24 protein-coding genes are annotated in these 24984 nt (G+C 53.1%); 15 read left to right on the top strand and 9 right to left on the bottom strand.

The window, feature by feature from the left end; translation table 11 throughout:
- Window positions 1–18: 18 nt before the first annotated feature.
- Window positions 19–702: a fimbrial biogenesis chaperone gene (locus J2X14_RS09510; protein ID WP_352410970.1), complete on the bottom strand. Its 684-nt coding sequence runs from the start codon at window positions 700–702 to the stop codon at window positions 19–21.
- 55 nt (window positions 703–757) lie between these two features.
- A complete protein-coding gene (locus tag J2X14_RS09515) occupies window positions 758–1285 on the bottom strand; it encodes a fimbrial protein (RefSeq protein ID WP_352410971.1) in 528 nt (175 codons plus the stop codon).
- A 328-nt stretch (window positions 1286–1613) separates the two neighbouring features.
- Between J2X14_RS09515 and J2X14_RS09520 the strand changes: the two genes are divergently transcribed.
- The 3 genes from J2X14_RS09520 to J2X14_RS09530 all read left to right on the top strand — a co-directional run bounded on the left by J2X14_RS09520 (window position 1614) and on the right by J2X14_RS09530 (window position 3698).
- Window positions 1614–1787: a hypothetical protein gene (locus tag J2X14_RS09520; protein ID WP_352410972.1), complete on the top strand. Its 174-nt coding sequence runs from the start codon at window positions 1614–1616 to the stop codon at window positions 1785–1787.
- A gap of 94 nt (window positions 1788–1881) precedes the next feature.
- Window positions 1882–2367, top strand: a complete 486-nt coding sequence (locus tag J2X14_RS09525) for a winged helix-turn-helix domain-containing protein (RefSeq protein ID WP_352410973.1) — start codon at window positions 1882–1884, stop codon at window positions 2365–2367.
- A gap of 38 nt (window positions 2368–2405) precedes the next feature.
- Window positions 2406–3698 carry a DUF445 domain-containing protein gene (locus tag J2X14_RS09530; RefSeq protein WP_352410974.1) on the top strand — a complete coding sequence of 431 codons (1293 nt, stop codon included), beginning with the start codon at window positions 2406–2408 and terminating at the stop codon, window positions 3696–3698.
- On the opposite strand, the gene J2X14_RS09535 is transcribed toward J2X14_RS09530, so the two are convergent.
- From J2X14_RS09535 to lptF, 4 genes are all read right to left on the bottom strand, one after another.
- Complete coding sequence (locus J2X14_RS09535; protein ID WP_352410975.1) at window positions 3699–4826, bottom strand: YsnF/AvaK domain-containing protein; 1128 nt, start codon at window positions 4824–4826, stop codon at window positions 3699–3701.
- Between the two features lie 30 nt (window positions 4827–4856).
- A complete protein-coding gene (locus J2X14_RS09540) occupies window positions 4857–5264 on the bottom strand; it encodes a DUF2382 domain-containing protein (RefSeq protein ID WP_352410976.1) in 408 nt (135 codons plus the stop codon).
- Between the two features lie 623 nt (window positions 5265–5887).
- Entirely contained in the window at window positions 5888–6964 is a 1077-nt protein-coding gene (lptG, locus tag J2X14_RS09545; RefSeq protein WP_502889986.1) for an LPS export ABC transporter permease LptG, read from the bottom strand.
- Window positions 6964–8064 (bottom strand): LPS export ABC transporter permease LptF, encoded by a 1101-nt coding sequence (lptF, locus tag J2X14_RS09550; protein ID WP_352410977.1) that lies wholly within the window; start codon window positions 8062–8064, stop codon window positions 6964–6966. The genes lptG and lptF overlap by 1 nt, the downstream gene beginning before the upstream one ends.
- 262 nt (window positions 8065–8326) lie before the next feature.
- On the opposite strand from lptF, the gene pepA reads away from it, so the two are divergent.
- Entirely contained in the window at window positions 8327–9838 is a 1512-nt protein-coding gene (pepA, locus tag J2X14_RS09555) for a leucyl aminopeptidase (RefSeq protein WP_352410978.1), read from the top strand.
- Window positions 9839–9921: 83 nt separating this feature from the next.
- On the opposite strand, the gene J2X14_RS09560 is transcribed toward pepA, so the two are convergent.
- Window positions 9922–10584 (bottom strand): hypothetical protein, encoded by a 663-nt coding sequence (locus J2X14_RS09560; protein WP_352410979.1) that lies wholly within the window; start codon window positions 10582–10584, stop codon window positions 9922–9924.
- A 392-nt stretch (window positions 10585–10976) separates the two neighbouring features.
- On the opposite strand from J2X14_RS09560, the gene J2X14_RS09565 reads away from it, so the two are divergent.
- From J2X14_RS09565 to J2X14_RS09580, 4 genes are all read left to right on the top strand, one after another.
- Window positions 10977–11447, top strand: coding sequence for a DNA polymerase III subunit chi (locus J2X14_RS09565; RefSeq protein ID WP_352410980.1), 471 nt, complete (start codon window positions 10977–10979; stop codon window positions 11445–11447).
- Between the two features lie 5 nt (window positions 11448–11452).
- Entirely contained in the window at window positions 11453–14308 is a 2856-nt protein-coding gene (locus J2X14_RS09570; protein ID WP_352410981.1) for a valine--tRNA ligase, read from the top strand.
- A 132-nt stretch (window positions 14309–14440) separates the two neighbouring features.
- Window positions 14441–14944, top strand: coding sequence for a GNAT family N-acetyltransferase (locus J2X14_RS09575; protein ID WP_352410982.1), 504 nt, complete (start codon window positions 14441–14443; stop codon window positions 14942–14944).
- A 135-nt stretch (window positions 14945–15079) separates the two neighbouring features.
- Complete coding sequence (locus J2X14_RS09580; protein WP_352410983.1) at window positions 15080–15406, top strand: DUF1493 family protein; 327 nt, start codon at window positions 15080–15082, stop codon at window positions 15404–15406.
- 37 nt (window positions 15407–15443) lie between these two features.
- Here J2X14_RS09580 and miaE read toward each other — a convergent pair whose 3' ends face one another.
- Together miaE and rraB are read right to left on the bottom strand one after the other, a co-directional pair.
- Window positions 15444–16208 carry a tRNA isopentenyl-2-thiomethyl-A-37 hydroxylase MiaE gene (miaE, locus tag J2X14_RS09585; protein ID WP_352410984.1) on the bottom strand — a complete coding sequence of 255 codons (765 nt, stop codon included), beginning with the start codon at window positions 16206–16208 and terminating at the stop codon, window positions 15444–15446.
- A 66-nt stretch (window positions 16209–16274) separates the two neighbouring features.
- Window positions 16275–16694: a ribonuclease E inhibitor RraB gene (gene rraB, locus J2X14_RS09590; protein WP_352410985.1), complete on the bottom strand. Its 420-nt coding sequence runs from the start codon at window positions 16692–16694 to the stop codon at window positions 16275–16277.
- Window positions 16695–16854: 160 nt separating this feature from the next.
- Here rraB and argF point away from each other — a divergent pair, with 160 nt between their 5' ends.
- The 7 genes from argF (at window position 16855) to nrdG (ending at window position 24982) form a co-directional block, all read left to right on the top strand.
- Window positions 16855–17874 carry an ornithine carbamoyltransferase gene (gene argF, locus J2X14_RS09595; RefSeq protein WP_352410986.1) on the top strand — a complete coding sequence of 340 codons (1020 nt, stop codon included), beginning with the start codon at window positions 16855–16857 and terminating at the stop codon, window positions 17872–17874.
- A gap of 237 nt (window positions 17875–18111) precedes the next feature.
- Complete coding sequence (gene pyrB / locus J2X14_RS09600; protein ID WP_352410987.1) at window positions 18112–19044, top strand: aspartate carbamoyltransferase; 933 nt, start codon at window positions 18112–18114, stop codon at window positions 19042–19044.
- A gap of 12 nt (window positions 19045–19056) precedes the next feature.
- Window positions 19057–19518: an aspartate carbamoyltransferase regulatory subunit gene (gene pyrI, locus J2X14_RS09605; protein ID WP_352410988.1), complete on the top strand. Its 462-nt coding sequence runs from the start codon at window positions 19057–19059 to the stop codon at window positions 19516–19518.
- 78 nt (window positions 19519–19596) lie between these two features.
- Window positions 19597–19983: a 2-iminobutanoate/2-iminopropanoate deaminase gene (ridA, locus tag J2X14_RS09610; protein WP_352410989.1), complete on the top strand. Its 387-nt coding sequence runs from the start codon at window positions 19597–19599 to the stop codon at window positions 19981–19983.
- Window positions 19984–20518: 535 nt separating this feature from the next.
- Window positions 20519–22186, top strand: coding sequence for an alpha,alpha-phosphotrehalase (gene treC / locus J2X14_RS09615; protein ID WP_352410990.1), 1668 nt, complete (start codon window positions 20519–20521; stop codon window positions 22184–22186).
- Between the two features lie 214 nt (window positions 22187–22400).
- Window positions 22401–24521: an anaerobic ribonucleoside-triphosphate reductase gene (nrdD, locus tag J2X14_RS09620; RefSeq protein WP_352411090.1), complete on the top strand. Its 2121-nt coding sequence runs from the start codon at window positions 22401–22403 to the stop codon at window positions 24519–24521.
- Window positions 24518–24982: an anaerobic ribonucleoside-triphosphate reductase-activating protein gene (gene nrdG / locus J2X14_RS09625; protein WP_352410991.1), complete on the top strand. Its 465-nt coding sequence runs from the start codon at window positions 24518–24520 to the stop codon at window positions 24980–24982. Before nrdD ends, nrdG begins: the two co-directional genes overlap by 4 nt.
- Window positions 24983–24984: the final 2 nt, after the last annotated feature.

Here is a 24984-nt window from a genome sequence, read left to right on the forward strand (position 1 = left end):
TTAATGGTAAAGTTGTATTTATTGTTCGTGTGTTGAGAAGCTCGCTTCAAAGGGTGGCGTTGCCGCGCCATAATCATTGATCAGGCGCCAGCTCACTTTTCCGGTGCGGGTGGGCTGGGCCAGGGAATATTCCTTAACGGCAAAAGGCGCGACCCACCCTGGATCGGTCAGCGTTTTGCCGTTGACCGCAATAGAGTGAAAATTCATATGATAGGGCGTGGGGTTAGTGACCTGCAGTTTGCCCTGCTGCCAGCGCCAGCTGAGTTTAGCCATCGCGGCGCGGGGCAGGATCTTCTCCAGCCCGGCGGGACGCCAGATAAGTTTGATCTGCGTTTTTATCGCTATCTGCAACACGTTTTCAGCTTCTGCCGCGTGGGGAATCGATTTTATATTGGCCCAAAACAGACTTTCCCGATCCTGCGGTAAAGGCGTGCCGGTATACATCAGGCGTAAAATGTTCTTTTGCTGGCTGTCGAGACGAAAAAGCGGCGGCGAGAAAACAAAAGGCGCTTTATTTTTATCAGGGCTTTCCACCCAGGACTGAATTAACCAGACGTTATTATCTGGATTGGTGACGCTAATTGAGGTCTCTTTTTTGTCGCCATGGAAAATAATGCGCGTGCCGCCTACCATAACGCCCGCAGTCGCCATGCTATTAACCAGCGTCAGCATAAATAACAGGCTAAAAACCCTTTTATACATTCCGGCAATCCCTGACAGAAGTAATGGGCCACAGGCTGGCCCATTACAGAATGGTTTAGTTATAGTTTATGGTGAAGTTAGCAAACGCGTTAGCCACACCAGCAGTAACGGTATCCGCCGTGGAAATATAACTGGCATAGAATTTCAGTTTATTTTCCTGGTTCTCCTGCAACTCGAAAGAACGGGATGCGGTAAACATCGGCACTTTTTCCATACCTTCATCATAAATTTGGATACCGATGTTTTCCGCTGCGCTGGTGCCGGTGCTAATAGCCAAAGCATTCGGATCGCTTTTATGAATAGCGCCATCAAACTTCACTTGCGCGGTCAGTGCCGGGCAATCGGTCAGGGTTAAATTAAACTCGACGGGGGTCGAGATCATACCTTTACCGCCCATAAGACCACTTTTACTCACTTTTCCCATACTGACTATCATGCTGCCAGCACTATCACTGCTCAATGCAACTTTGCAGCCGTTATCAATAATTTGACCATTAAAGTTAACAGTCCCATCGTAGGCCAGCGTAGAGGCCGAGGCAAACAGTAACGCCAGTCCCAATGAGATTTTGTTAAAACGATTCATATATATCCTTATGAGCTGATTGATCGTGATTGTCCCGAATATCAATGGATATTCGTTTTCTGATTCCCTGGCGTAGTCATAACAATAGCGCAGCCATAACAATCGCTTCTGATGCGGCCAGCCAAATTTACCGGCAGGCGTAGCAGAGGCACAAAACGAAGGGGTTATAAAACATCACCCGGGTTATTAATTTATTAGCTGGCACCGCACCCAGCGCCGTCGTAATTACTTAACGTATTAACGGCAACCGCTGAAATGCGTGACCACAGCAAAACTACAAGAAAGCTCAAAAATGAAAAGTGAAGAATGAATAATTCAGGGGAATGAAATGAAACTTCATAACATGAGAAATAAACCGCAAGCTAATACGCTGAATTATCATCAAAAAATGATTAAAATCAAAAAAAGACAAATAAAAGTAAATGACCGCACGGCTGGGGTGATTTTAAACTTTATGAAAAATAAGATTATACTTCCTTTTAATTCACCCGGCTCTCTGTAAGAGATTTGAATGGGAAAGAACCTTATGCTAGCTTGGCTCTCTATTCATCCGTTGTATATTGTTACTTATGGACCAGGCAGCTGAGGGATTAACCATGTTCTACTGCATTAATAATAACGTTATCTTCGATCCATCAAAACACACTTTAACCTCAAGTAAATTCTATCCAGAAAAGGATACAAAGCTTAATCAGCCAACCAGCCGCTGTTTATCATTATTAATTGAGAAAAAAGGATGCGTTATTACGCAGGAGGACTTTATGAATGAAGTCTGGCGCAAACATGGTATGGAAGTCACGGTCAATACGCTGTATCAAAATATCTCTATTCTGCGAAAAACATTAAAGCGCGTCGGCATTGAGGAAAATATTATTATTACCGTGCCGAAAAAAGGCATTACGCTTACGGCGCAGGTCGAGGAACGGTCGGATAAAAAATTTGCGCCAACGCCACCTCATTTAGCCCCAACGCCACAGGCGGCGGCACCGCTGAAAAGAAAAGGCGGCTTTAGTCTGTTTCTGGTGCTGTGGATTGTGCTGCTGTTGGCGCTGGTTGCCTTAGCATTAACCTTCCACAAGTGAAGCACGATTTTCTTAACGCGCTACGCTATGCTGGTAGCATGCAAAAAATAAACGAACTTAAACGAGCCAAGCGCCTCGCGCTTTCATTGCTGTTGATCGCTGCAGCAACCTTTATTGCTACGCTGTTTATGCCGCCCCGGCTGTGGGTGAGCGGTCTGAAAGCGGTAGCGGAAGCCGCAATGGTAGGGGCGCTGGCCGACTGGTTTGCCGTGGTTGCGCTGTTTCGGCGCGTTCCCGTCCCTTTTATTTCTCGCCATACGGCGATTATTCCGCGTAATAAAGATCGCATCGGTGAAAACCTTGGCCGTTTCGTACAGGAGAAATTCCTTGATGCGGATTCGCTGCTGGCGCTGATTCGTCGTCACGATCCGGCACAGCTTATTGGCAACTGGCTGAGCGCGCCGGATAACGCGCAGCGGCTGGGCCAGCATCTGTTGCAGCTGATGCGCGGCTTCCTTGATCTCACCGATGATACGCGTATCCAGCATTTTATTCGTCGCGCTGTGCATAAAGCGATCGATAAAGTGGACCTGACACAGTCAAGCGCCCTGCTGCTGGAAAGCCTGACGAAAAATAACCGCCATCAGGCGCTGCTGGATGCTGCCGTCGAACAGCTGCTGCGCCTGATTAACCGGGAAAGCACGCGTGAGTTTATCGCCATGCAAATTGTGCGCTGGCTGAAACGTGAGCATCCGATTAAAGCAAAAGTGCTGCCAACCGAATGGCTGGGCGAACACAGCGCCGATCTGGTTTCCAGCGCGGTGAACTCCCTGCTTGATGACGTTACGCAGGATCAGGGCCACGAGCTGCGGATGGGCTTTAATCGTGCCGTTGAAAAGCTGATCGAGCGACTGAAAAACGATCCCGATATGGCGGAGCGCGCAGAAACCATTAAAGGCTATCTGAAAGAGGATGAAGCGCTGAATCGCTATATTGGCGAGCTGTGGGGCGATTTACGTGAATGGCTAAAAGCGGATCTGAACGCCAAAGATTCTCGTGTACAACAACGCGTGGCGGAAGCGGGATTATGGCTGGGCGAAACGCTGGTGAGTGACAGCGCGCTGCGTAGCTCGCTGAATCAGCATATGGAGCAGGCGGCGCGTACGGTTGCGCCTGAGTTCGCCGCTTTCCTGACGCGCCATATCAGCGACACGGTGAAAAGCTGGGATGCACGTGAGATGTCGCAACAGATTGAGCTGAACATTGGCAAGGATTTGCAGTTTATTCGTATCAATGGAACGCTGGTGGGTGGCTGTATAGGCTTGCTGCTGTGGGGAATAACGCAGCTGCCCGCGCTGTGGCAAATGCTCAGCGCGGGCCAGGGAGAGTAATTACTTCTTCAGGCCGGTCAGACGGTCTTTCTCAAGATCGCTGCCGGTGCCGGTCAGGTTATCTTTTTCCAGGCCGGTGCTGGTACCGGTCAGGTTATCTTTACCCACGCCGGTGTTGGTGCCAGTCAGCGGATCTTTCGCGAGGCCGGTTGCGCCGGTCTGCTCGACTTCCACTTCCTGACGGCGAACGGTATCTTTCACCGTTTCTACACGCTCTGAGGTTTCGTTACGTACGCCAACTTCTTCTTTAATACGTGCGGTTTTGCTCACCGTTGGCACTTCGTGCGACTCTTCCACTTCGATGGTTTTATCGGACCAGTCAACGTCGCTCAGGTAAGCGGGTTCATCAACTGCGTTGCGGAACACATCAGCATGCTGTTCAAACAGCGATACGTCTTCCGCTACTTCATCTTCCACGGTGTAACGACGCAGGCGTACCACGCCATCGCTTACCTGACGTTTACCAATAGCGACTTCTTCTTCTGCCAGTTTCAGGGCATCACGCTCTTCGCTGCCGGTTAGCGCAGCGCCAGTGGTGCCTGCAATGCCGGTTGCTGCTTTACCTGTTGCGCCGATACCCGTACCGGTCACAATACCGGAGGTGCTGGCATCGTGCGCCAGATCGGTTTTGCTGCTGTTTTTGTCATCCAGCGTACCCGGCACGCCTGAGGTCGGATTGTTGTTGCCGGTTACGCCAGTGGCACCCGCAGCAAAACCCGCTGAGGTGGTGCGGCCGGTGAGATCGTTGGTTTCACCCAGATGCTCACGATTAGCGCCGGTGGTATCTGCCAGACCTGAACGATTATAAGATGCAGAGTAATCTGTGGAATATTGATCCAGCAGCGCTTCTACACGGTCGGCATCTTCTTTCGGTGCGCGTACGGTCAGCAGCACGCCGCCGCCCTGAATCGCTTTGTTATATTCGGTGGCGTAATCATCATCAACGTCATCACCAAACAGGCGCTGCCAGAAGCTTGGATGGCGGATCTCTTTACCTTCTACGCGTAATCTTTCACCTGAAATAATATCAATATGCTTTTCCGCGATACCTTCGGCAATTAGTTTCTCTTTAGCCACTTCCGCCTGCTGTACCTGATTAAAAGCAGTTACGATTTTTTCGTGTGCCATATAATAGTCTCCTCGTGCTTAGGTTAACGGTTAAGTATCTTCCTTGTTGATCTCTATCTCCTGGCTGCGTAATGTCACTTTCTGCTGAAACTGTTCGCTTTTTTTCAGCTTATGAATATGAACTTCTTCTTTCAGTATATAGTGCCGAATAATTTCCACTTGCTCTTCAATCACCGGCACAATTAACACATCGCCTTCCTGGCGAACCTGTGGAAAATATCCCTCTTCAACCGGTTCATTTTTTTCGATGTGTTCTATTTCGACTTCTTCATGCCAAAGCTCTGTCTCTAACAGCTTTTCTGCCGTTGTCGTAGAGCGGCTAATACGGATGCGGCGATCCACTACGCGCTGCGTGCCGATCTCCGCCTGCTCTTCTGCCAGCGGCAGGGTTTCGTACTGTTCCGTTACCTGCTGGTGCGGCGCAATTTTCTTCGTCATCACTGTTCCTCCACAAAATAGCGCCGTTCAGAATTTGCATTGATTATCGAACGTTTCCGATAACTTACCGTAATAGTTATAAAGCATAGACCAAACGGGAGTTTATGTAATATTCAGTGGCGGCAAATTGTTAAGAAATATAAATCCCACTGACAATAACCCGGAAGAGTGGCCCTAATCAGCACCGTTTCGCCTGTGATAGCGACTTATTTGCTTTTCTGCTTAGGTATGAGGCAATTAGCATTAGCCGCTAACCTGTTATAACTGCAAAAATTTATCAGGCCTGAAGCAGCAATTAAAAAAAACCTTGCCCGGAATTAGACTTTTCTTAACAGGGCCGAAATAAAATACGTCTGATGAAATTCAGATATTTCGCAGAGAAATAGATTTGCAAAAATAGAGATTCATGACTCTAGCGTTAATTTATAAAAAGCGATCTGCTTAAGAACGGGGAATAGAGGGAGCAGGGAGCAGGGAGCAGGGAGCAGGGAGCAGGAAGCAGGAAGCAGGAAGCAGGAGGCAGGAAGCAGGAAGCAGGAAGCAGGAAGCAGGAAGCAGCGTAACGGTGAATGGCAGCAGGTAAAGCGTAAAGCGATGCGGCAGCAGCCTGCCGCATCTGACGCTTAGCGTCGCTTCATCAGCATCCAGACGCTGATGGCGAAGAAGGCTGCGCTGGGCAGCACCGCACCCAAAATAGGCGGTAAACCATAAACCAGGCTGAGCGGACCAAAAATCTCATCCAGCACGTAGAACAGAAAACCAAAGCTGATGCCGGTTACCACGCGCACGCCCATTGATACGCTACGCAGCGGACCAAAAATAAATGACAGCGCCATTAACATCATTACCGCCACCGACAGCGGCTGGAAGATCTTGCCCCACATATTAAGCAGATAGCGTCCCGATTCCTGACCGCTCTGCGTTAAATATTTAGAGTAGTTATACAGCCCGCGAATCGATAGCGCATCCGGGTCCAGCGCCACCACGCCAAGTTTGTCCGGCGTGAGGTTCGTTTTCCACTGGCCATTAATGCTCTGTTTGCCGGTGATCTGTTTGCCGTTGGTCAGATCGGATTCATCAACCTGCCCCAGATTCCAGCGATGATTCTCTTTATCCCAGGTGGCGGTAGCGGCATAGCGTACGCTCTGCAGCCGTCGCTGATCGCTGAAGTTATAGATGCTGATGCCATCAAGTTCATTGTTGCCCTTGATGCGCTCTATATAGATGAAGTTGTTGCCGTCCTTCGCCCACAGCCCGGAATGGGTAGAAAGCAGCGAGCCGCCGAGCAGCTGTTGAGCGCGGAAGTTACGCGCCATCTGCTCACCCTGCGGCGCAACAAACTCACCAATTGCCATGGTTAACAGCACCAGCGGGATAGCGGTTTTCATCACCGACAGCGCGATTTGCAAACGCGTAAAGCCGGAAGCCTGCATTACCACCATCTCGCTGCGCTGCGCCAGCGTACCCAGCCCCAGCAGCGCACCCAGCAGCGCCGCCATCGGGAAGAAAGTCTCAATATCTTTCGGTACGCTGAGTAAGGTGTAGTAACCGGCATCCAGCGCGGTATAGGCGCCCTGCCCGGTTTTACGTAGCTGATCAACGAACTTAATAATGCCGGAAAGGGACACCAGCATAAAAAGCGTCATCATAATGGTGCTAAAGATGGTTTTACCGATGTAACGGTCTAATACCCCAAACATTACAATGAGCCTCCACGCGTAAAGCGGGCGCGCAGACGCCGCATCGGCACCGTATCCCACACGTTCAGCGCAATCGCCAGCGCCAGGTAACCCAGGTTAACCGCCCACATCCAGATGGCCGGATCGAGCCGCCCTTTAGCGCCATTTGATTTCAGCGAACTCTGCAACAGGAAGAAGATTAAATAGAGCAGCATCGCTGGCAGCATAGAGAGCACGCGACCCTGACGCGGGTTTACCACGCTCAGCGGCACCACCATCAGCGCCATCACCAGTACGGCGAAAATCAACGTCAAACGCCAGTGCAGTTCAGAGCGGAAATCCGGCGAGGCATTGCCGAACAGATCCTTAAACTCCGCCTGTTCGGCATCGTTAGGATCGAGCGTGGCGGTTTTGTAGCCGACAATCGCCTGATAGTTGGTGAAGTCCGTGATGCGGAAATCACGCAGTAGCGCGGTGCCTTCGAAGCGGGTGCCTTTATCCAGCGTCACCACTTGCGAGCCGTCCAGACGCTGCTCCATATGGCCGCTGTCCGCCATCACCACCGACGGGCGCGCGTTGCCTTTCGGACGCAGCTGCGCGAGGAAAACGTGACCGAACTGATTGCCCTTCACATCTTCAATAAACAGTACGCTGTTGCCGTCGCTGGATTGCTGGAATTGCCCTGCCGCCAGCGCCGCGGCGCCAGGGTTCGCTTTGGCGTTCTGCGTCACTTCGCTTTGATAGCGCGATGACCAGGGGCCAAGCCAGATAACGTTAACCGCCGCCACCGCCGCCGTAAACAGCATCAATACCATCGCCGCTTTGACCAGCACCGCCTTGCTTAGGCCGCAGGCGTGCATCACGGTAATTTCGCTTTCGGTATACAGCCGCCCCAGCGTCATTAAAATGGCCAGGAACAGACTGAGCGGCAGTATAAGCTGTGCCATTTCCGGCACGCCGAGCCCTAACAGGGTGAGAACTAAGTTTGTCGGGATCTCACCATCCACGGCAGCGCCCAAGATCCTGACTAGCTTCTGACAGAAGAAGATCAACAGCAGGATAAAGAGTATTGCCAGCTGGCTTTTGAGCGTTTCCCGAACCAGATATCTAATGATTATCACGCTTCGTATGCCTGTGAAAACTTGTCTTTTTGCTGGAAAATCGATAGTTTCAACGCTTATTCGCCATTTTTCATCATCAATGGCCGTTGTCATAGATCTATTGTATGACACAAGCGTTCAGGTGACGTAAAAAATAACAATGTCACTGAAACACAACTGACGTTTTGCTTACTAAGAACGTCGTACGCAACGGCGTAAGCGTTACGAAGCGGTACATTCTAGCCGCAGCCAACGCCGTTGTCTTTAAGATTCAGGAGAGTGCATGGAGTTCAGTGTAAAAAGCGGTAGCCCGGAGAAACAGCGTAGTGCCTGTATCGTTGTAGGCGTCTTCGAGCCGCGCCGTCTGTCGCCGATCGCCGAACAGCTGGATAAAATCAGCGACGGCTACATCAGCGCCCTGCTGCGCCGTGGCGAGCTGGAAGGTAAAGTGGGCCAAACGCTGCTGCTGCATCATGTGCCGAATATCCTTTCCGAGCGGATTTTGCTCATTGGCTGTGGAAAAGAGCGTGAACTGGACGAGCGCCAGTATAAACAGGTGATCCAGAAAACCATCAATACGCTGAATGATACCGGCTCGATGGAAGCGGTCTGTTTTCTGACCGAACTGCATGTTAAAGGGCGTAACACCTACTGGAAAGTACGCCAGGCGGTGGAAACAGCGAAAGAGACCCTCTACAGCTTCGATCAGCTAAAAAGCAATAAAGTGGAACCGCGTCGTCCGCTGCGTAAAATGGTGTTCAACGTGCCTACGCGCCGCGAACTCACCAGCGGCGAGCGCGCCATTCAGCATGGTCTGGCGATTGCCGCAGGCATTAAAGCAGCGAAAGATCTGGGCAATATGCCGCCAAATATCTGTAACGCCGCTTATCTCGCCTCGCAGGCGCGTCAGCTGGCGGATGCCTACAGCAAAAACATCACTACGCGCGTGATTGGCGAGCAGCAGATGAAAGAGCTGGGCATGAACGCCTATCTGGCGGTCGGCCACGGCTCGCAGAATGAATCGCTGATGTCGGTCATCGATTACAAAGGCAGCCCGGACCCGGAAAGCAAACCTATCGTGCTGGTGGGCAAAGGGCTGACCTTTGATTCCGGCGGTATCTCCATCAAGCCTGCCGAAGGCATGGATGAGATGAAATATGATATGTGCGGCGCGGCTTCAGTGTATGGCGTGATGCGCATGGTGGCGGAACTGAACCTGCCGCTGAACGTGGTTGGCGTGTTGGCTGGCTGCGAAAATATGCCGGGCGGCCGGGCGTTTCGTCCGGGCGATGTGCTGACCACCATGTCAGGCCAGACGGTGGAAGTGCTGAACACCGATGCCGAAGGCCGTTTGGTGCTGTGCGATGCGCTGACCTACGTTGAACGTTTCGAGCCGGAAGTGGTGATTGATGTCGCCACCCTGACCGGTGCCTGCGTGATTGCGCTGGGTCACCATATCAGCGGCCTGCTGTCGAACCATAACCCGTTGGCGCACGAGCTGATCGGCGCTTCCGAGCAGGCGGGCGACCGTGCCTGGCGTCTACCGATGGCGGATGAGTATCAGGAGCAGCTGGAATCCAACTTCGCCGATATGGCGAATATCGGCGGACGTCCGGGCGGCGCGATTACCGCAGCCTGCTTCCTCGCCCGCTTCGCGCGCAAATATAATTGGGCGCACCTGGATATCGCGGGCACCGCCTGGCGTTCAGGGAAAGCCAAAGGCGCAACCGGTCGTCCGGTCGCGCTGCTGTCGCAGTTCCTGTTGAACCGCGCCGGGCTGAACGGCGACGATTAAGTCTTCTGCATGATAAAAACCCTGGCGTTAACGCCAGGGTTTTTGTTTCCTGACGGGCTACTTCTTCCGTCAAAGCGATAACCTTACATGATGTCCTGACAGTTTACCGTTAAAACCGCGTGGTCAGCCTTATTTAGCGCATCGGACACTATAAAGCTGCCATCTGCATTTTTCAGCGTTGATAAAGTGAGCTGCATTTGTAAATGGCTGTCTTTACTATCGGCCTTAATTATTTCTCCGCTTTTTAATATAAGATTACTGACGCCGCTTTGCACAATAACTTTTATTACGCCGTGACGGTTGATATAGAATGAATTACTGGTTTTTTGTGAATCTAATGAAATCATTTGAATATCCCAGCTTTTGCCCTGCTCGTCCTGCCACGTGGGAACGCTTTCAAAGATGTCGACAAAGATACCCTGATGCAGAAAAGCGGAAAGCGAATCGATATATTGCGGAAGCCATGCCAGCGAGGCATCACTATGGGTAATATTATTAAAATTAGCCAGGCTTTTATCCATGTTGCCGGGCGCGCTAACCGCTTTACCGTCGACGTAATACTTCATTCTGTGTAAGTCGTTTATCATTGCAGGATGCATTTTCCCACGCGTGGACTCCGAGGTATTCATCTTAATATTATTATTAACAACGCTTACGAGATTTTTACTAAAGGCCGATCCAAACTGAGCGTTAATGGTTTTCTTGCCGCAATATATGTCTGACAGAGGCACATTATTGGCTGCCATAACGGGCCTGGAATCGGTTTTTCTCCAAAATGAGAACATATGATAAATCCTTTTAATGATATGACTATTTACGCGCGATGCTTAATAAATCCGCCGAAACTGAGTTAATTAAAAAAACAGTTCGGCTGACGTAAAGATATTTCACCCTCAGAGAATTATCTAATTAATTTTTTTATTTGTTATCGCCAGAAATAACGCAGCGCCGGGTCTGCACGGCAACGAGCCGCAGCCCGTTATCTCTTCTTGTTAGCGCCCTGCCGGGATCCCTCTCCGCGTACAATCTCCCCGCGCGCCGAACAGGCAAATTCTGGCTGAGTTATGGTAAAGTGCCTTTTCTTCCGGCATCGATGCCCGGAAGGGGAATTTTCTGTCACGCATAAAGAATCCAGACCATGAAAAACGCAACGTTCTATCTTCTGGAGCAGGTTCCGGGCCAAGACGCCGCAGCGGATGGTCTGAGTGCCGTTGAGCGGCTAACCTGCGACCTTGCTGCCGCACACTGGCGTAAAGGCCAGCGAATTTTGATCGCCTGTGAAGATGAGCAGCAGGCGATTCGCCTGGATGAAGCGCTGTGGCAACGTCCGGCTAACGCCTTCGTTCCGCATAATCTGGCTGGCGAAGGGCCAAAGTATGGCGCGCCGGTAGAGCTGGCCTGGCCACAGCGACGGGGCAATGCGCCGCGCGATCTGCTGATCAGCCTGCTGCCGCAGTTTGCAGATTTTGCCACCGCTTTCCATGAAGTGATAGACTTTGTCCCGAGCGAAGAATCTTTGAAACAGCAGGCGCGTGAACGCTATAAAGCCTATCGCAGCGTCGGCTTCCACTTGAATACGGCAACCCCGCCACAGCCGCAAACGACATAGCAGAAATGGAAAAGACATATAATCCGCAAGAGATCGAACAGCCGCTTTACGAGCATTGGGAAAAGCAGGGCTACTTTAAACCGAATGGCGATACCAGCCAGGAAAGCTTCTGCATCATGATCCCGCCGCCGAACGTCACCGGTAGCTTGCATATGGGTCATGCCTTCCAGCAAACCATCATGGACACTATGGTGCGTTATCAGCGCATGCAGGGGAAAAATACCCTGTGGCAGGTCGGCACCGACCACGCGGGTATCGCCACGCAGATGGTTGTAGAGCGTAAAATTGCCGCTGACGAGGGAAAAACCCGTCAGGATTACGGCCGCGACGCCTTTATCGATAAAGTGTGGCAGTGGAAAGCGGAATCCGGCGGCACCATCACCAATCAGATGCGTCGTCTTGGCAACTCCGTGGACTGGGAGCGCGAACGCTTCACCATGGATGAAGGCCTTTCCAATGCGGTGAAAGAGGTGTTCGTTCGCCTGTATAAAGAGAACCTGATCTACCGTGGCAAACGCCTGGTGAACTGGGATCCGAAACTGCGCACCGCGATCTCCGATTTGGAAGTGGAAAGCCGTGAAACCAAAGGTTCCATGTGGCATATCCGCTATCCGCTGGCTGACGGCGCGAAAACCGCTGACGGCAAAGATTACCTGGTGGTTGCCACCACCCGTCCGGAAACCCTGCTGGGCGATACCGGCGTGGCGGTTAACCCAGAAGATCCGCGCTATAAAGATCTGATCGGTAAATATGTGGTGCTGCCGCTGGTGGATCGTCGCATTCCGATCGTCGGCGATGAGCATGCCGATATGGAAAAAGGCACCGGCTGCGTGAAGATCACCCCGGCGCACGATTTCAACGACTATGAAGTGGGTCGTCGTCACCAGCTGCCGATGATCAACATCCTGACCTTTGATGGCGATATCCGCGAAAGCGCGCAGGTTTACGATACCAACGGCGAAGAAACTGACCTTTACGCCACCACCCTGCCGGAGCCGTTCCAGAAGCTGGAGCGTTTTGCCGCCCGTAAAGCGATCGTCGCTGCCGTTGACGCGCTGGGCCTGCTGGAAGAGGTGAAAGCCCACGATCTGACCGTGCCTTACGGCGATCGCGGCGGCGTGGTTATCGAACCGATGCTGACCGATCAGTGGTACGTGCGTACCGCGCCGCTGGCAAAAGTGGCGGTGGAAGCGGTTGAGAACGGCGATATCCAGTTCGTGCCGAAGCAGTATGAAAACATGTACTTCTCCTGGATGCGCGATATTCAGGACTGGTGTATTTCACGCCAGCTGTGGTGGGGCCATCGTATTCCGGCCTGGTACGACGCGCAGGGCAACGTTTACGTAGGCCGCAACGAAGAAGAAGTGCGTGCGGAAAACCAGCTTGATGAAGCCGTTGAGCTGCATCAGGACAACGATGTGCTGGATACCTGGTTCTCTTCCGGCCTGTGGACCTTCTCTACCCTTGGCTGGCCGGAGAACACCGAAGCGCTGCGTACTTTCCATCCGACCAGCGTGCTGGTCAGCGGCTTCGATATCATTTTCTTCTGGATTGCGCGCATGATCATGCTGACCATGCATTTCATGAAGGATGAAAACGGTAAGCCGCAGGTGCCGTTCAAAACCGTCTATATGACCGGTTTGATCCGCGATGAAGAAGGCCAGAAGATGTCGAAATCGAAAGGTAACGTCATCGATCCGTTGGATATGGTGGATGGTATTTCTCTGGAATCGCTGCTGGAAAAACGCACCGGCAACATGATGCAGCCGCAGCTGGCGGAAAAAATCCGTAAGCGCACCGAGAAACAGTTCCCGAACGGCATTGAACCCGCGGGCACCGATGCGCTGCGCTTTACGCTGGCGGCGCTGGCCTCTACCGGTCGCGATATCAACTGGGATATGAAGCGCCTGGAAGGCTACCGCAACTTCTGTAATAAGCTGTGGAACGCCAGCCGCTTTGTGCTGATGAACACCGAAGAGAAAGATTGCGGGCAGAACGGCGGCGAGATGACGCTGTCGCTGGCCGATCGCTGGATTCTGGCAGAGTTCAACAACACGGTGAAAGCCTATCGTGAAGCGCTGGATAGCTATCGCTTCGATATCGCCGCCAATATCCTGTATGAGTTCACCTGGAACCAGTTCTGCGACTGGTATCTGGAGCTGACCAAGCCGGTGATGCATAACGGTACGGAAGCGGAACTGCGCGGTACGCGTCATACGCTGGTTACCGTGTTAGAGGCGCTGCTGCGTCTGGCGCATCCGATTATTCCGTTTATCACGGAAACCATCTGGCAGCGCGTCAAAGTGCTGAAAGGCATCAGCGACGATACCATTATGTTGCAGCCTTTCCCGGTTTACGACGCGCAACAGGTGGACAATGCGGCGCTGGCCGATACGGAATGGCTGAAGCAGGCGATTGTCGCGGTGCGTAATATTCGCGCTGAGATGAACATCTCTCCGGGCAAACCGCTGGAGCTGCTGCTGCGTGGCGCGAGCGCGGATGCTCAACGTCGCGTCAGCGAAAACCGCAACTTCCTGCAGGCGATGGCGCGTTTAAGCGACATCACCGTGCTGGCGCAGGGCGAAAAAGGCCCGCTTTCCGTTACCAAACTGGTGGATGGCGCTGAGCTGCTGATCCCGATGGCCGGTCTGGTGGATAAGGAAGCGGAGCTGGATCGTCTGGCGAAAGAGCTGGCGAAGCTGGAAGCCGAGATGGAGAAAATCAACGCGCGCCTCTCCAATGAATCTTTCGTGGCCCGTGCGCCGGAAGCGGTAGTGGCGAAAGAGCGTGCTCGTATGGACGAGCTGGAACAGGGTAAAGCCAAACTGATCGAGCAGCAGAGCGTGATTGCCGCGCTGTAATTGGCAGAGGTAACACAACCGTGGCAGGGCAACCTGACCACGGTTTTTTTATGCTATCGCTCACCGACATTGCATCAACCCGCCTGCGGTGTTATTACACTCTTTTTCCTTTTCTTAATCTGAGCCAGACGTATGACTATCGCCCCAGAGACTTCGCTACGCGTTCGCCCTATTTGTGCGGCCGATAACCCGCATATCGCCCAGGTTATTCGTACCGTATCGGCTGAGTTCGGCCTGACCGCCGATAAAGGCTATACCGTTTCCGACCCGAATCTGGATCGGCTGTTTGAGCTTTATAGCGAAGCCAATAGCGCCTACTGGGTGATTGAGCTGGATGGCGAGATCGTTGGCGGTGGCGGTGTTGCGCCGTTGCAGTGCAGCGCGCCGGATATTTGCGAGCTGCAAAAGATGTATTTTCTGCCGCAGCTACGTGGTCGCGGCATGGCGCACCGTCTGGCGTTGCAGGCGCTGGATTTCGCGCGCGAGCAGGGTTTTAAGCGCTGCTATCTGGAAACCACCGCCAGCCTGACGCAGGCGATTCGCTTATATGAAAAGCTGGGCTTTCAGCATATTGACGGCCCGCTCGGCTGCACCGGCCACGATGACTGCGAAGTAAGAATGTTAAAGGCGCTGTAAGCGCCTTTTTACTGCGGCTGGGTTAGTAGCTTCGTTATTGACGGTTATAGATCTGTCAGGTAAACACATAAAAGGAAAGTACATCACATTAAACAAATAATATGAACATGGTAGCAGTGCACATTGACCATAAATATGGTAACGGATGAAGCGGTTTTGTCGTTCTTTAGAGAACAGCTTCCTGTACTGGGATTATTGCCCACGCAAAATAATTTGCTGAGCATCGATGATATCCTTCAGGAATATACCGAACCAGAAGATTTACTACCGGTAATAAGCAAATATGAACACGTCTTCGGCGTGGATATCTCATCAATGAATATTGACAACTACTATCCCTGGAAAGTCAGCTGGTTTTTCCGCAAATGGTTTACGAAAAAACCGATAAAACAAACCAGCCATCCCCTCACGGTCAGGATGTTCTCTGAATCAGCAAAAGCAGGGCGATGGCTATACGAATAATGATACCTCCAGAAGTTTTGCCACAGCAGCCTACACGCTATGCCCATGCCGGAACGCCGCTGTGAAAGCGTAGTTCGTTATCCGGTTCCTGAATCAAGCGCGCTTCCGCCTCGCCGATTTGGCGCACCCTGCTGGTAATATCAAAAGGCGCAATGCGTGCCGCCAGCGCCAGATAATCCTGATAGTGACGCGCCTCGGAGCGCAGCAGCGAAACGTAAAATGCGGCCAGTTCCTCGTCCAGCCACGGCGCCAGGCTGGCAAATCGCTCGCAGGAGCGCGCCTCAATATAGGCGCCGCAGATCAGCTTATCCACCAGCGTTTCCGGCTCATGCGTAATCACTTCACGCAGCAAGCCTTTGGCATACCGGCTGGCGGTAATCTTTTGATAGGCGATACCGCGCGCCTGCATGATCTCCCATACCTGATAAAAGTGGTGCAGCTCTTCTTTAATCAGCAGCATCATCTTATCCAGCAGCTCGTCGCCCCAGGGAATATCGTTACGGGCAATAATGCGCTTTGATAAATTTTTATGCGCTTTAATAAATTCGCTGTCGTGATCTTCACGATGCACAAAGGCTTCATAAGGCTTTAGCCAGGCGAGAATCGCGTCGCCGCTGGGCTTATCAGCAACATATTTACGAATCAGCCAGGTGGCCGTCTGCGCCGCTTTTAGTTCACAAACCAGATGGTCCGTCAGCAGCAAGGCAAGGTTTTCGGGTTTGCGCGCCTCATCGATCCACGCCTGCGGCGTGCGGCAATGCAAAAAGTGGTGAATGGGAGCAAGAAGATCGGCGTAATTCATACTATCGCTACGGTTAAAAGGCGCGCCTTAGCGGCACGCCGGATCAATATTTACAGCGGCAGGCGATTAATGACGGATACCGTCATCGTCTTCATCAACGTAATCACCCTCTTCTTCTTCATCTTCCGCGTCCGGATCTTCGAAGTAGGTGCCCCAGCCGTCATAATCGACATTATGTTTACCGGCCAAATTCACCAGCTGCTCAACCTGCACATCGATCAGCTCAGGCTTCAGCGCCAGCTCGCTCAGGATATCAACGCACATAACGGTTGAACCATCTTCCAGCTCCAGCTCTTCCGGCTCGGTCACTTCATAGCCCAGCTTAAAGGCATCTACCGCCGCTTTTTCCAGCGCCTCGAAGCTGTCGCAGGAAAAATGGTGCTCAATGGTGTAGAGCGCATCGGGATCGCTGCCATCTTCCAGCAGCTCTTCGATAATCGCTCGCGTCTCTTCGCGCTGCTCTTCCAGCAATTCTTCATATGCCATGATGGGTTCCTCTGTTTTGGCAGACAATGTGATTATTTTCCCACACTGCACTCCGCGCCACTACACAAAAGCAAAAGTTTATTGCGCGCAGGGTTGAAAATGCATATTCATACCGTTAAATTGAATTTTAATTCATTCTCAAAGAGACAAGGAGCGCTGTATGAGTCAGTTTTATCAACGCCATTTCCTCAGGCTGCTCGATTTTACCCCCGCTGAAATTAATGCTCTGCTGGCCCTCGCCGCTGAATTAAAAATCGCCAAAAAAAATGGTGAAGAAGTGCCGCACCTGCAGGGAAAAAACATCGCGCTCATCTTCGAAAAAGAGTCGACCCGCACCCGATGCTCTTTCGAAGTTGCCGCGTTTGATCAGGGCGCGCGCGTCACTTACCTCGGCCCCAGCGGCAGCCAGATCGGTCATAAAGAATCGATTAAGGATACCGCACGCGTGCTGGGCCGCATGTATGACGGCATCCAGTATCGCGGTCACGGCCAGCAGATTGTGGAAACCTTAGCGAACGATGCTGGCGTGCCGGTATGGAACGGCCTGACCGATGAGTTTCATCCCACCCAGCTGCTGGCCGATCTGCTCACCATGCAGGAGCACCTGCCGGAAAAATCGTTACGCTCCATGGTGCTGGCCTATGCGGGCGATGCGCGCAATAACATGGGCAACAGCCTGATGGAAGCCGCCGCGCTGATGGGTATCGACCTGCGATTAGTCGCGCCGAAAAGCTGCTGGCCGGAAGCGCATCTGGTTGACGAATGCCGCGCAGTCGCGCAGCAAAACGGCGGCAAGATTACCCTGACGGAAGATATTGCTGAAGGCGTTAAGCAGGCGGACTTTATTTATACCGATGTGTGGGTCTCGATGGGCGAAGCCAAGGAACGCTGGCAGGAGCGTATCGCGCTGCTGCGTGATTACCAGGTGAATATGGCGATGCTGCAGCTGACCGGCAATGCCAGGGTGAAATTTCTCCACTGCCTGCCCGCGCTGCATGACGATCAAACCACGCTGGGGAAACAGATGGCCGAACAATATCAGCTCAATGGCGGCATGGAAGTTACCAATGAAGTGTTTGAATCAGAGCACAGTATTGTCTTTGATCAGGCGGAAAATCGGCTGCATACCATTAAAGCGGTAATGGTCGCCACGCTGGCAAAACCCGCTAAATTAGCGTAACGCAAACGGTTACCCGGTGTGCGTTTTTTACTTGAAGCCGCACGCTGAATGGGTATAATGCGCCACAATTTGTCGGGAGGACGCATGCTGCTGAGCCATAAAATAGCCATCGCTCAATCACGCCTGAATGCAGGCGGCGCGCCTGTTTCCTTCCGTCAGCGACCGATCGTAAGAAAGCCCCTCATTGCAGGGGCTTTTTTTCGTCCTTAATCCGGCACGCCTAAAGGAGAGTGACGCATGAATCCGCTGTATCACAAGCATATTATCTCGATTAACGATCTCAGCCGCGAGGAGCTGGAGCTGGTGCTGCATGCGGCAGCCAGCCTGAAGGCCAATCCGCAGCCGGAGCTGTTGAAACATAAAGTGATCGCCAGCTGCTTTTTCGAGGCCTCAACGCGCACGCGCCTCTCTTTTGAGACGGCGATTCAGCGTCTGGGCGCGGCGGTGGTGGGTTTCTCCGACAGCAGCAATACTTCGCTGGGTAAAAAGGGCGAAACGCTGGCCGATACCATTTCGGTTATCAGCACCTATGTCGATGCGATTGTGATGCGGCATCCGCAGGAGGGCGCGGCGCGCCTGGCTACCGAATTTTCCGGCGCGACGCCGGTCTTGAACGCGGGCGATGGCGCGAATCAGCACCCTACGCAGACGCTGCTTGACCTCTTCACCATCCAGGAAACGCAAAGCCGCCTGAGCAATCTGAACGTGGCGATGGTCGGCGACCTGAAATATGGCCGCACCGTTCACTCCCTGACGCAGGCGCTGGCGAAGTTCGAGGGTAACCGCTTCTTCTTTATTGCGCCCGACGCGCTGGCGATGCCCGCCTATATTACCGATACGCTGGATGAAAAAGGCATCGCCTGGAGCCGCCACGCCAGTATCGAAGAGGTGGTGCCGCAGGTTGATATTCTTTATATGACGCGCGTGCAGAAAGAGCGCCTCGATCCGTCGGAATATGCCAACGTGAAGGCGCAGTTTGTTTTGCGCGCCGCCGATTTACAGGGCGCGCGCGACAACATGAAGGTGCTGCACCCGCTGCCGCGCGTTGATGAGATCGCCACCGACGTGGATAAAACACCTTACGCCTGGTATTTCCAGCAGGCCGGTAACGGCATCTATGCGCGTCAGGCGCTTCTGGCATTAGTGCTTAACAGCGATCCGGTTCTGTAAGGAGGAAACAGTATGACGCAAGATAAATTACAGGTTGAAGCGATCAAACGCGGCACGGTGATCGATCATATTCCGGCGCAGGTAGGCTTTAAGCTTCTCACGCTGTTCCGCCTGACGGAAACCGATCAACGCATTACCATCGGGCTTAATTTGCCTTCCGGCGCGCTGGGCCGCAAAGATCTGATCAAGATCGAAAACACCTTCCTGACTGACGATCAGATCAACCAGCTGGCAGTCTATGCGCCGCATGCCACCGTTAACCGCATCGATGATTATGAAGTGGTGGCTAAAATCGCCCCGGCGCTGCCGGATCGCATCGAGCGCGTCCTCACCTGCCCCAACGGCAACTGCATCAGCCGCACGGAGCCGGTTTACTCCAGTTTTGCCGTCAGAAAGCGCGCGGAAAACGTGCAGCTGAAATGCAAATATTGCGAAAAAGAATTTGCCCATCAGGTGGTGTTGGCGAACTGGTAATCATTTCGCGCCTCCCTATAATGGAAGCGACAAGGCGGGCAGGCTGTCCGCCTGGCATCCCACAGATCAGGAGAATGTATGTCACGCGAAATCAACACGGAAAATGCCCCTGCCGCTATCGGCCCTTATGTTCAGGGCGTCGATTTGGGCAGCATGATCATCACCTCCGGCCAGATCCCGGTCGATCCTAAAACCGGCGCCGTGGCCGATGATATTACGGCCCAGGCGCGTCAGTCGCTGGAAAACGTGCAGGCCATTGTCGAAGCCGCTGGTCTGAAGGTGAGCGACATTGTAAAAACCACAGTATTTGTAAAAGACCTCAACGACTTCGCGACTGTTAATGCCGCCTATGAGGCGTTCTTCAGCGAGCATAATGCGCCTTTCCCTGCTCGTTCCTGCGTGGAAGTGGCGCGTCTGCCAAAAGATGTCAAAATTGAAATTGAAGCAATTGCCGTCCGCCGCTAATCGGCGTGATAATAAAAGCCGCGTCAGCTGAACGCGGCTTTTTAACGCAGTATCCCGACTGGCCTTTTTAGCTGGCGTAAAACAGGCCTTTTCTGATTTGCTCATCCGCGCATGCCGATAGCAATGGCCTTTCCCTTTTGCGCGTATGCGCCGCTGCGCCAGTACGGCTAAGCTATCTTATTCACGTAGCGCAAAGCCTTTTTTATCTATGAATAGCCGCAGCCGCCTGTTACGCGTCTGGCTGTAACATGGCAACATTCATTGCGCGGTCAAATCAGCGACGGCGGAAAATTTTTGCAACATCCCTGTAAAGAGTTTTACCTGGCTGCATAACGTGCGCGGATCGGCCGCTAGTTTATGAAGCCACAGCCTTTTTCCACTCCTGAGAGAGCAAAAAAACGCTTTTTCAGCGGATTCCTCAGCGTCCGGCGTGTCGTAATCGTAATGAGTAGCTAACCTTACTGAGTGTGAAAAAGTAGACTTTTCGATAAAACGGGCGGAGGTTCCCGCCCCGATAAGCAATCAGGATTGAGCAATGAAGAAAACTCCACCATGGTGGCAGAACGGTGTCATTTATGAAATCTATCCCAAGAGCTTTCAGGATACGACCGGTAGTGGCACAGGCGACCTGGCCGGTGTAATTCAGCGTCTGGACTATCTGAAATTGCTGGGTGTGGATGCGCTCTGGCTGACGCCTTTTTATATTTCACCGCAGGTTGATAACGGCTACGATGTGGCGAACTACACCGCCATCGATCCCGCTTACGGCACCATGAGCGATTTCGACCATCTGATCGAGCAGGCGCACAAACGCGGGCTGCGCGTTATCCTCGATATGGTGTTTAACCACTCTTCCACACAGCACCATTGGTTCCATGAATCGCTGAACCCGGAAAGTCCCTATCGCGACTACTATATCTGGCGCGACGGTACGCCAAACGAACCGCCCAATAACTGGAAGTCGAAGTTTGGCGGCTCCGCCTGGCGCTGGCATCCGGAAAGTAATCAATACTATATGCACCTGTGGGCGCCGGAACAGGCTGACCTGAACTGGGAAAACGAGAGCGTACGCGCCGAGCTCAAGCAGATTGTTAACTTTTGGGCCGATCGCGGTATCGATGGGCTGCGTCTCGACGTCATTAACCTGGTATCCAAGCATCAGGATTTCCCTGACGATCCCGACGGCGATGGCCTGCGTCTCTATACCGACGGCCCGCGTATCCACGAGTATATGCGTGAGATAAGCCAGGACGTGTTCCGGCCACGTGAGCTGGTGACGGTCGGCGAGATGTCTTCCGCCACGCTGGAGCACTGCCAGCAGTATGGCTCGCTGGAGGGCGATGAGCTGTCGATGGTGTTTAGCTTTGACCATGTCGAAGTCGATTTCTGGAACGGGCAGAAGTGGACTCTGACGCCGCTGGATCTGGTGGCGCAGAAGAAAATTTTCACCCACTGGCAGCAAGGTATGCACAATCGCGCCTGGAACGCCCTGTTCTGGTGTAACCACGATCAGCCGCGTGTGGTATCGCGCTGGGGCGACGACGGCGAATATCGCGTCCAGTCGGCGAAGATGCTGGCTATGGTGCTGCACGGCATGCAGGGCACGCCTTATATTTTCCAGGGCGAAGAACTCGGTATCATCAATCCCGGCTTTACGCGCATTATCGATTATCGCGATGTGGAAAGTCATAACATGTACGCCGAGCTGCGTACCCAGGGCCGCGACAGCGAGAACCTGTTGGAGATTTTGGCCAGTAAATCGCGCGATAATGGCCGTACGCCGATGCAGTGGGATGCCAGCGAGAATGCCGGTTTCACCACCGGCACGCCGTGGATTGGCATGAGTCGGAATTATGAAACCATCAATGCCGAAGCGGCAATCGCCGATCCCAACTCCATTTTTTACACTTATCAGCGGCTTATTCAGCTGCGTAAGCACTATCTGATCCTGACCTGGGGCGACTATCTCGACCTGCTGCCGAATCACCCTTATCTGTGGTGTTATCAACGCCAGTATGAAGGTGAAACGCTGGTGGTGATGGCGAACTTTAGTCGTGAAGCGCAAACCTGGCATCCGGAAGCGTCGTTTGGCAGTAGCTGGGAAGTGCTGATGAGCAACTATCCCGACCCCAAAAACGAGCCGGGTGAAATCATGCTGCGACCGTGGGAAGCGGTCTGGTGGTATCAGAAGAAAAATCATTAAGTTAAACCGCTGCGCGCGCCTGGCGCGCAGCCTTCTCTCCCTGCCTCCCCTGCCATACCTCCTTTTTATTACCGTTGCTTAAGTTTTCGACCGCCTCTGGCGATCCATGTTCTGCATCAAAAAAAGCACGCTTAAATAAGTGAAAGCACCATATATAGGGTCTATTATTCATCACCAGTCCTACATATAGTAATGTCTTCACAGGAGAAGGGTGGTGACAACGACGGTGGTAAAACGAGACGGCTGCCAGGTAGCCTTTGATCAACAGCGTATTGCTGAAGCAATTCGTGCCGCGGCTCGCGCCGCGCAGATTGAAGATGAGCCTTACTGTTTAGCGGTAGCCCAGCAGGTCAGTGAACAAATCAGCAGCTGCGAGCGCGTCGATATTCATGAAATTCAGCAGGCGGTAGAAGATTTATTGATGGCGGGCCGTTATCCACAGCTGGCGCGTCAATATATTGAATATCGTCACGACCGCGATCAGGCACGTGAGCAGCGCGGCAAGCTGAGCAAGGCGATCCGCGGGCTGGTTGAGCAGAGCGATCCCGCGCTGCTGCATGAAAATGCCAACAAAGACAGCAAGGTTATCCCTACCCAGCGCGACTTGCTGGCGGGCATCGTCGCCAAACATTATGCCCAACAGCATATGCTGCCGCGTGATGTGGTTCGCGCCCACCAGCGCGGCGAAATCCACTACCACGACCTCGATTACGCCCCCTTCTTCCCGATGTTTAACTGCATGCTGATCGATTTAAAAGGCATGCTCACCAACGGCTTCAAAATGGGCAACGCCGAGATCGAACCGCCCAAATCCATTGCGACCGCCACGGCGGTGACGGCGCAGATTATCGCTCAGGTCGCCAGCCATATTTATGGCGGCACCACCATCAACCGCATCGATGAGATCCTCGCGCCCTTTGTGGAAGTGAGCTATGAAAAACATCTGGCGGTCGCGCGTGACTGGCAAATTAACGAAAGCGAACGCTACGCCCGCGAGCGTACCGAAAAAGAGTGCTACGACGCCTTCCAGTCGCTGGAGTATGAGGTCAACACGCTGCATACCGCCAACGGCCAGACGCCGTTTGTTACCTTTGGCTTTGGCCTCGGCACCAGCTGGGCGGCGCGCCTGATTCAGCAATCTATTTTGCGCAACCGTATCGCGGGTCTCGGTAAAAATCGTAAAACCGCCGTGTTCCCTAAACTTGTGTTTGCGATTCGTGAAGGGCTTAATCGCCGTCCGGGCGATGCCAATTACGATATTAAACAGCTGGCGCTGGAGTGTGCCAGTAAGCGCATGTATCCCGATATTCTTAACTACGATCGTGTGGTTGAGGTCACCGGCTCGTTTAAAACGCCGATGGGCTGCCGTAGCTTTCTTGGCGTCTGGGAAGAGAACGGCGAGCAGGTTCACGATGGGCGTAATAACCTCGGCGTGATCAGCCTTAACCTGCCGCGTATTGGTCTGGAAGCGCGCGGCGATGAAACGCGCTTCTGGCAGCTGCTTGATGAGCGGTTAGCCATTGCGAAGAAAGCGCTAATGACGCGTATCGCCCGGCTGGAACAGACCAAAGCGCGCGTGGCGCCGATCCTGTATATGGAAGGCGCCTGCGGCGTGCGGCTGAACGCTGACGATAACGTGGCGGAAATTTTTAAACATGGCCGCGCCTCTATTTCTCTCGGCTATATCGGCCTGCATGAGACCATTAACGCCCTGAGCGGCGGCGAGACGCACCTCTACGACAGCGAGCTGCTGCGCGCGAAAGCGCTGGCGATTGTCACGCGCCTGCGGGCGGCGGTTGATGCCTGGAAAGAGGAAACCGGCTACGGCTTTAGTCTCTACAGCACGCCGAGCGAAAACCTGTGCGATCGCTTCTGCCGCCTTGATGCCGCCGAGTTTGGTCAGGTAAAAGGCGTCACCGATAAAGGCTACTACACCAACAGTTTCCACCTGGATGTGGAAAAGAAAGTGAACCCGTACGATAAGCTCGATTTTGAAGCCGTTTACCCCACTATCGCCAACGGCGGTTTTATCTGTTACGGCGAATATCCCAACCTACAGCACAACCTGAAAGCGCTGGAAGATGTCTGGGACTACAGCTATAACCATGTGCCCTATTACGGCACCAACACGCCAATTGATGAATGTTACGAGTGCGGCTTTACCGGCGAGTTTGACTGCACCAGCAAAGGCTTTACCTGCCCGGCCTGCGGCAACCACGATCCGGCTCGCGTCTCCGTTACGCGACGCGTATGCGGCTATCTGGGCAGCCCCGATGCCCGACCGTTTAACGCCGGTAAACAGGAAGAGGTGAAGCGGCGAGTAAAACATCTGTGAACATCCATCAGTATTACCCGATTGATGTGGTAAATGGGCCAGGCACCCGCTGTACGCTGTTTGTTGCTGGTTGTGAGCATGAGTGTCCCGGCTGCTATAACCAGCGCACCTGGCGGCTGAACTCCGGCGTTCCTTTTACCATTGATATGGAAGAACAGCTGATTGCGGATCTGAGTGATACGCGGATTCCGCGCCAGGGCTTATCCCTTTCCGGCGGCGATCCGCTGCATCCGGCTAATGTGCCCGATGTGCTGCGCCTGGTGCGCCGCGTGCGCCGCGCCTGCCCCGGCAAGGATATCTGGTTGTGGACCGGCTATAGGCTGGCAGAATTAAGCGCAGCGCAGCAGCAGGTGGTGGCTGAGCTAAATGTGCTGGTGGATGGCAAATTTATCCGGGAATTAAAAGACCCCAAGCTGGTGTGGCGCGGCAGCAGTAATCAGGTTATCCATTATCTGCGCTAAAC

It is taken from the genome of Mixta sp. BE291, assembly GCF_031457955.1.
In the GTDB taxonomy this organism is placed as follows: domain Bacteria; phylum Pseudomonadota; class Gammaproteobacteria; order Enterobacterales; family Enterobacteriaceae; genus Mixta.

Excerpts from the sequence above, each read along its gene's own strand:
- J2X14_RS09580 (WP_352410983.1), top strand. The coding sequence starts at position 15,080 with ATGGTAACGGATGAAGCGGTTTTGTCGTTCTTTAGAGAACAGCTTCCT.
- J2X14_RS09570 (WP_352410981.1), top strand. The coding sequence starts at position 11,453 with ATGGAAAAGACATATAATCCGCAAGAGATCGAACAGCCGCTTTACGAG.
- J2X14_RS09575 (WP_352410982.1), top strand. The coding sequence starts at position 14,441 with ATGACTATCGCCCCAGAGACTTCGCTACGCGTTCGCCCTATTTGTGCG.
- pyrB (WP_352410987.1), top strand. The coding sequence starts at position 18,112 with ATGAATCCGCTGTATCACAAGCATATTATCTCGATTAACGATCTCAGC.
- J2X14_RS09510 (WP_352410970.1), bottom strand. The coding sequence starts at position 702 with ATGTATAAAAGGGTTTTTAGCCTGTTATTTATGCTGACGCTGGTTAAT.
- J2X14_RS09565 (WP_352410980.1), top strand. The coding sequence starts at position 10,977 with ATGAAAAACGCAACGTTCTATCTTCTGGAGCAGGTTCCGGGCCAAGAC.
- argF (WP_352410986.1), top strand. The coding sequence starts at position 16,855 with ATGAGTCAGTTTTATCAACGCCATTTCCTCAGGCTGCTCGATTTTACC.
- ridA (WP_352410989.1), top strand. The coding sequence starts at position 19,597 with ATGTCACGCGAAATCAACACGGAAAATGCCCCTGCCGCTATCGGCCCT.
- pepA (WP_352410978.1), top strand. The coding sequence starts at position 8,327 with ATGGAGTTCAGTGTAAAAAGCGGTAGCCCGGAGAAACAGCGTAGTGCC.
- lptG (WP_502889986.1), bottom strand. The coding sequence starts at position 6,964 with ATGTTTGGGGTATTAGACCGTTACATCGGTAAAACCATCTTTAGCACC.
- treC (WP_352410990.1), top strand. The coding sequence starts at position 20,519 with ATGAAGAAAACTCCACCATGGTGGCAGAACGGTGTCATTTATGAAATC.
- J2X14_RS09515 (WP_352410971.1), bottom strand. The coding sequence starts at position 1,285 with ATGAATCGTTTTAACAAAATCTCATTGGGACTGGCGTTACTGTTTGCC.
- miaE (WP_352410984.1), bottom strand. The coding sequence starts at position 16,208 with ATGAATTACGCCGATCTTCTTGCTCCCATTCACCACTTTTTGCATTGC.
- pyrI (WP_352410988.1), top strand. The coding sequence starts at position 19,057 with ATGACGCAAGATAAATTACAGGTTGAAGCGATCAAACGCGGCACGGTG.
- J2X14_RS09535 (WP_352410975.1), bottom strand. The coding sequence starts at position 4,826 with ATGGCACACGAAAAAATCGTAACTGCTTTTAATCAGGTACAGCAGGCG.
- J2X14_RS09540 (WP_352410976.1), bottom strand. The coding sequence starts at position 5,264 with ATGACGAAGAAAATTGCGCCGCACCAGCAGGTAACGGAACAGTACGAA.
- J2X14_RS09560 (WP_352410979.1), bottom strand. The coding sequence starts at position 10,584 with ATGGCAGCCAATAATGTGCCTCTGTCAGACATATATTGCGGCAAGAAA.
- J2X14_RS09530 (WP_352410974.1), top strand. The coding sequence starts at position 2,406 with ATGCAAAAAATAAACGAACTTAAACGAGCCAAGCGCCTCGCGCTTTCA.
- J2X14_RS09520 (WP_352410972.1), top strand. The coding sequence starts at position 1,614 with ATGAAACTTCATAACATGAGAAATAAACCGCAAGCTAATACGCTGAAT.
- J2X14_RS09525 (WP_352410973.1), top strand. The coding sequence starts at position 1,882 with ATGTTCTACTGCATTAATAATAACGTTATCTTCGATCCATCAAAACAC.
- rraB (WP_352410985.1), bottom strand. The coding sequence starts at position 16,694 with ATGGCATATGAAGAATTGCTGGAAGAGCAGCGCGAAGAGACGCGAGCG.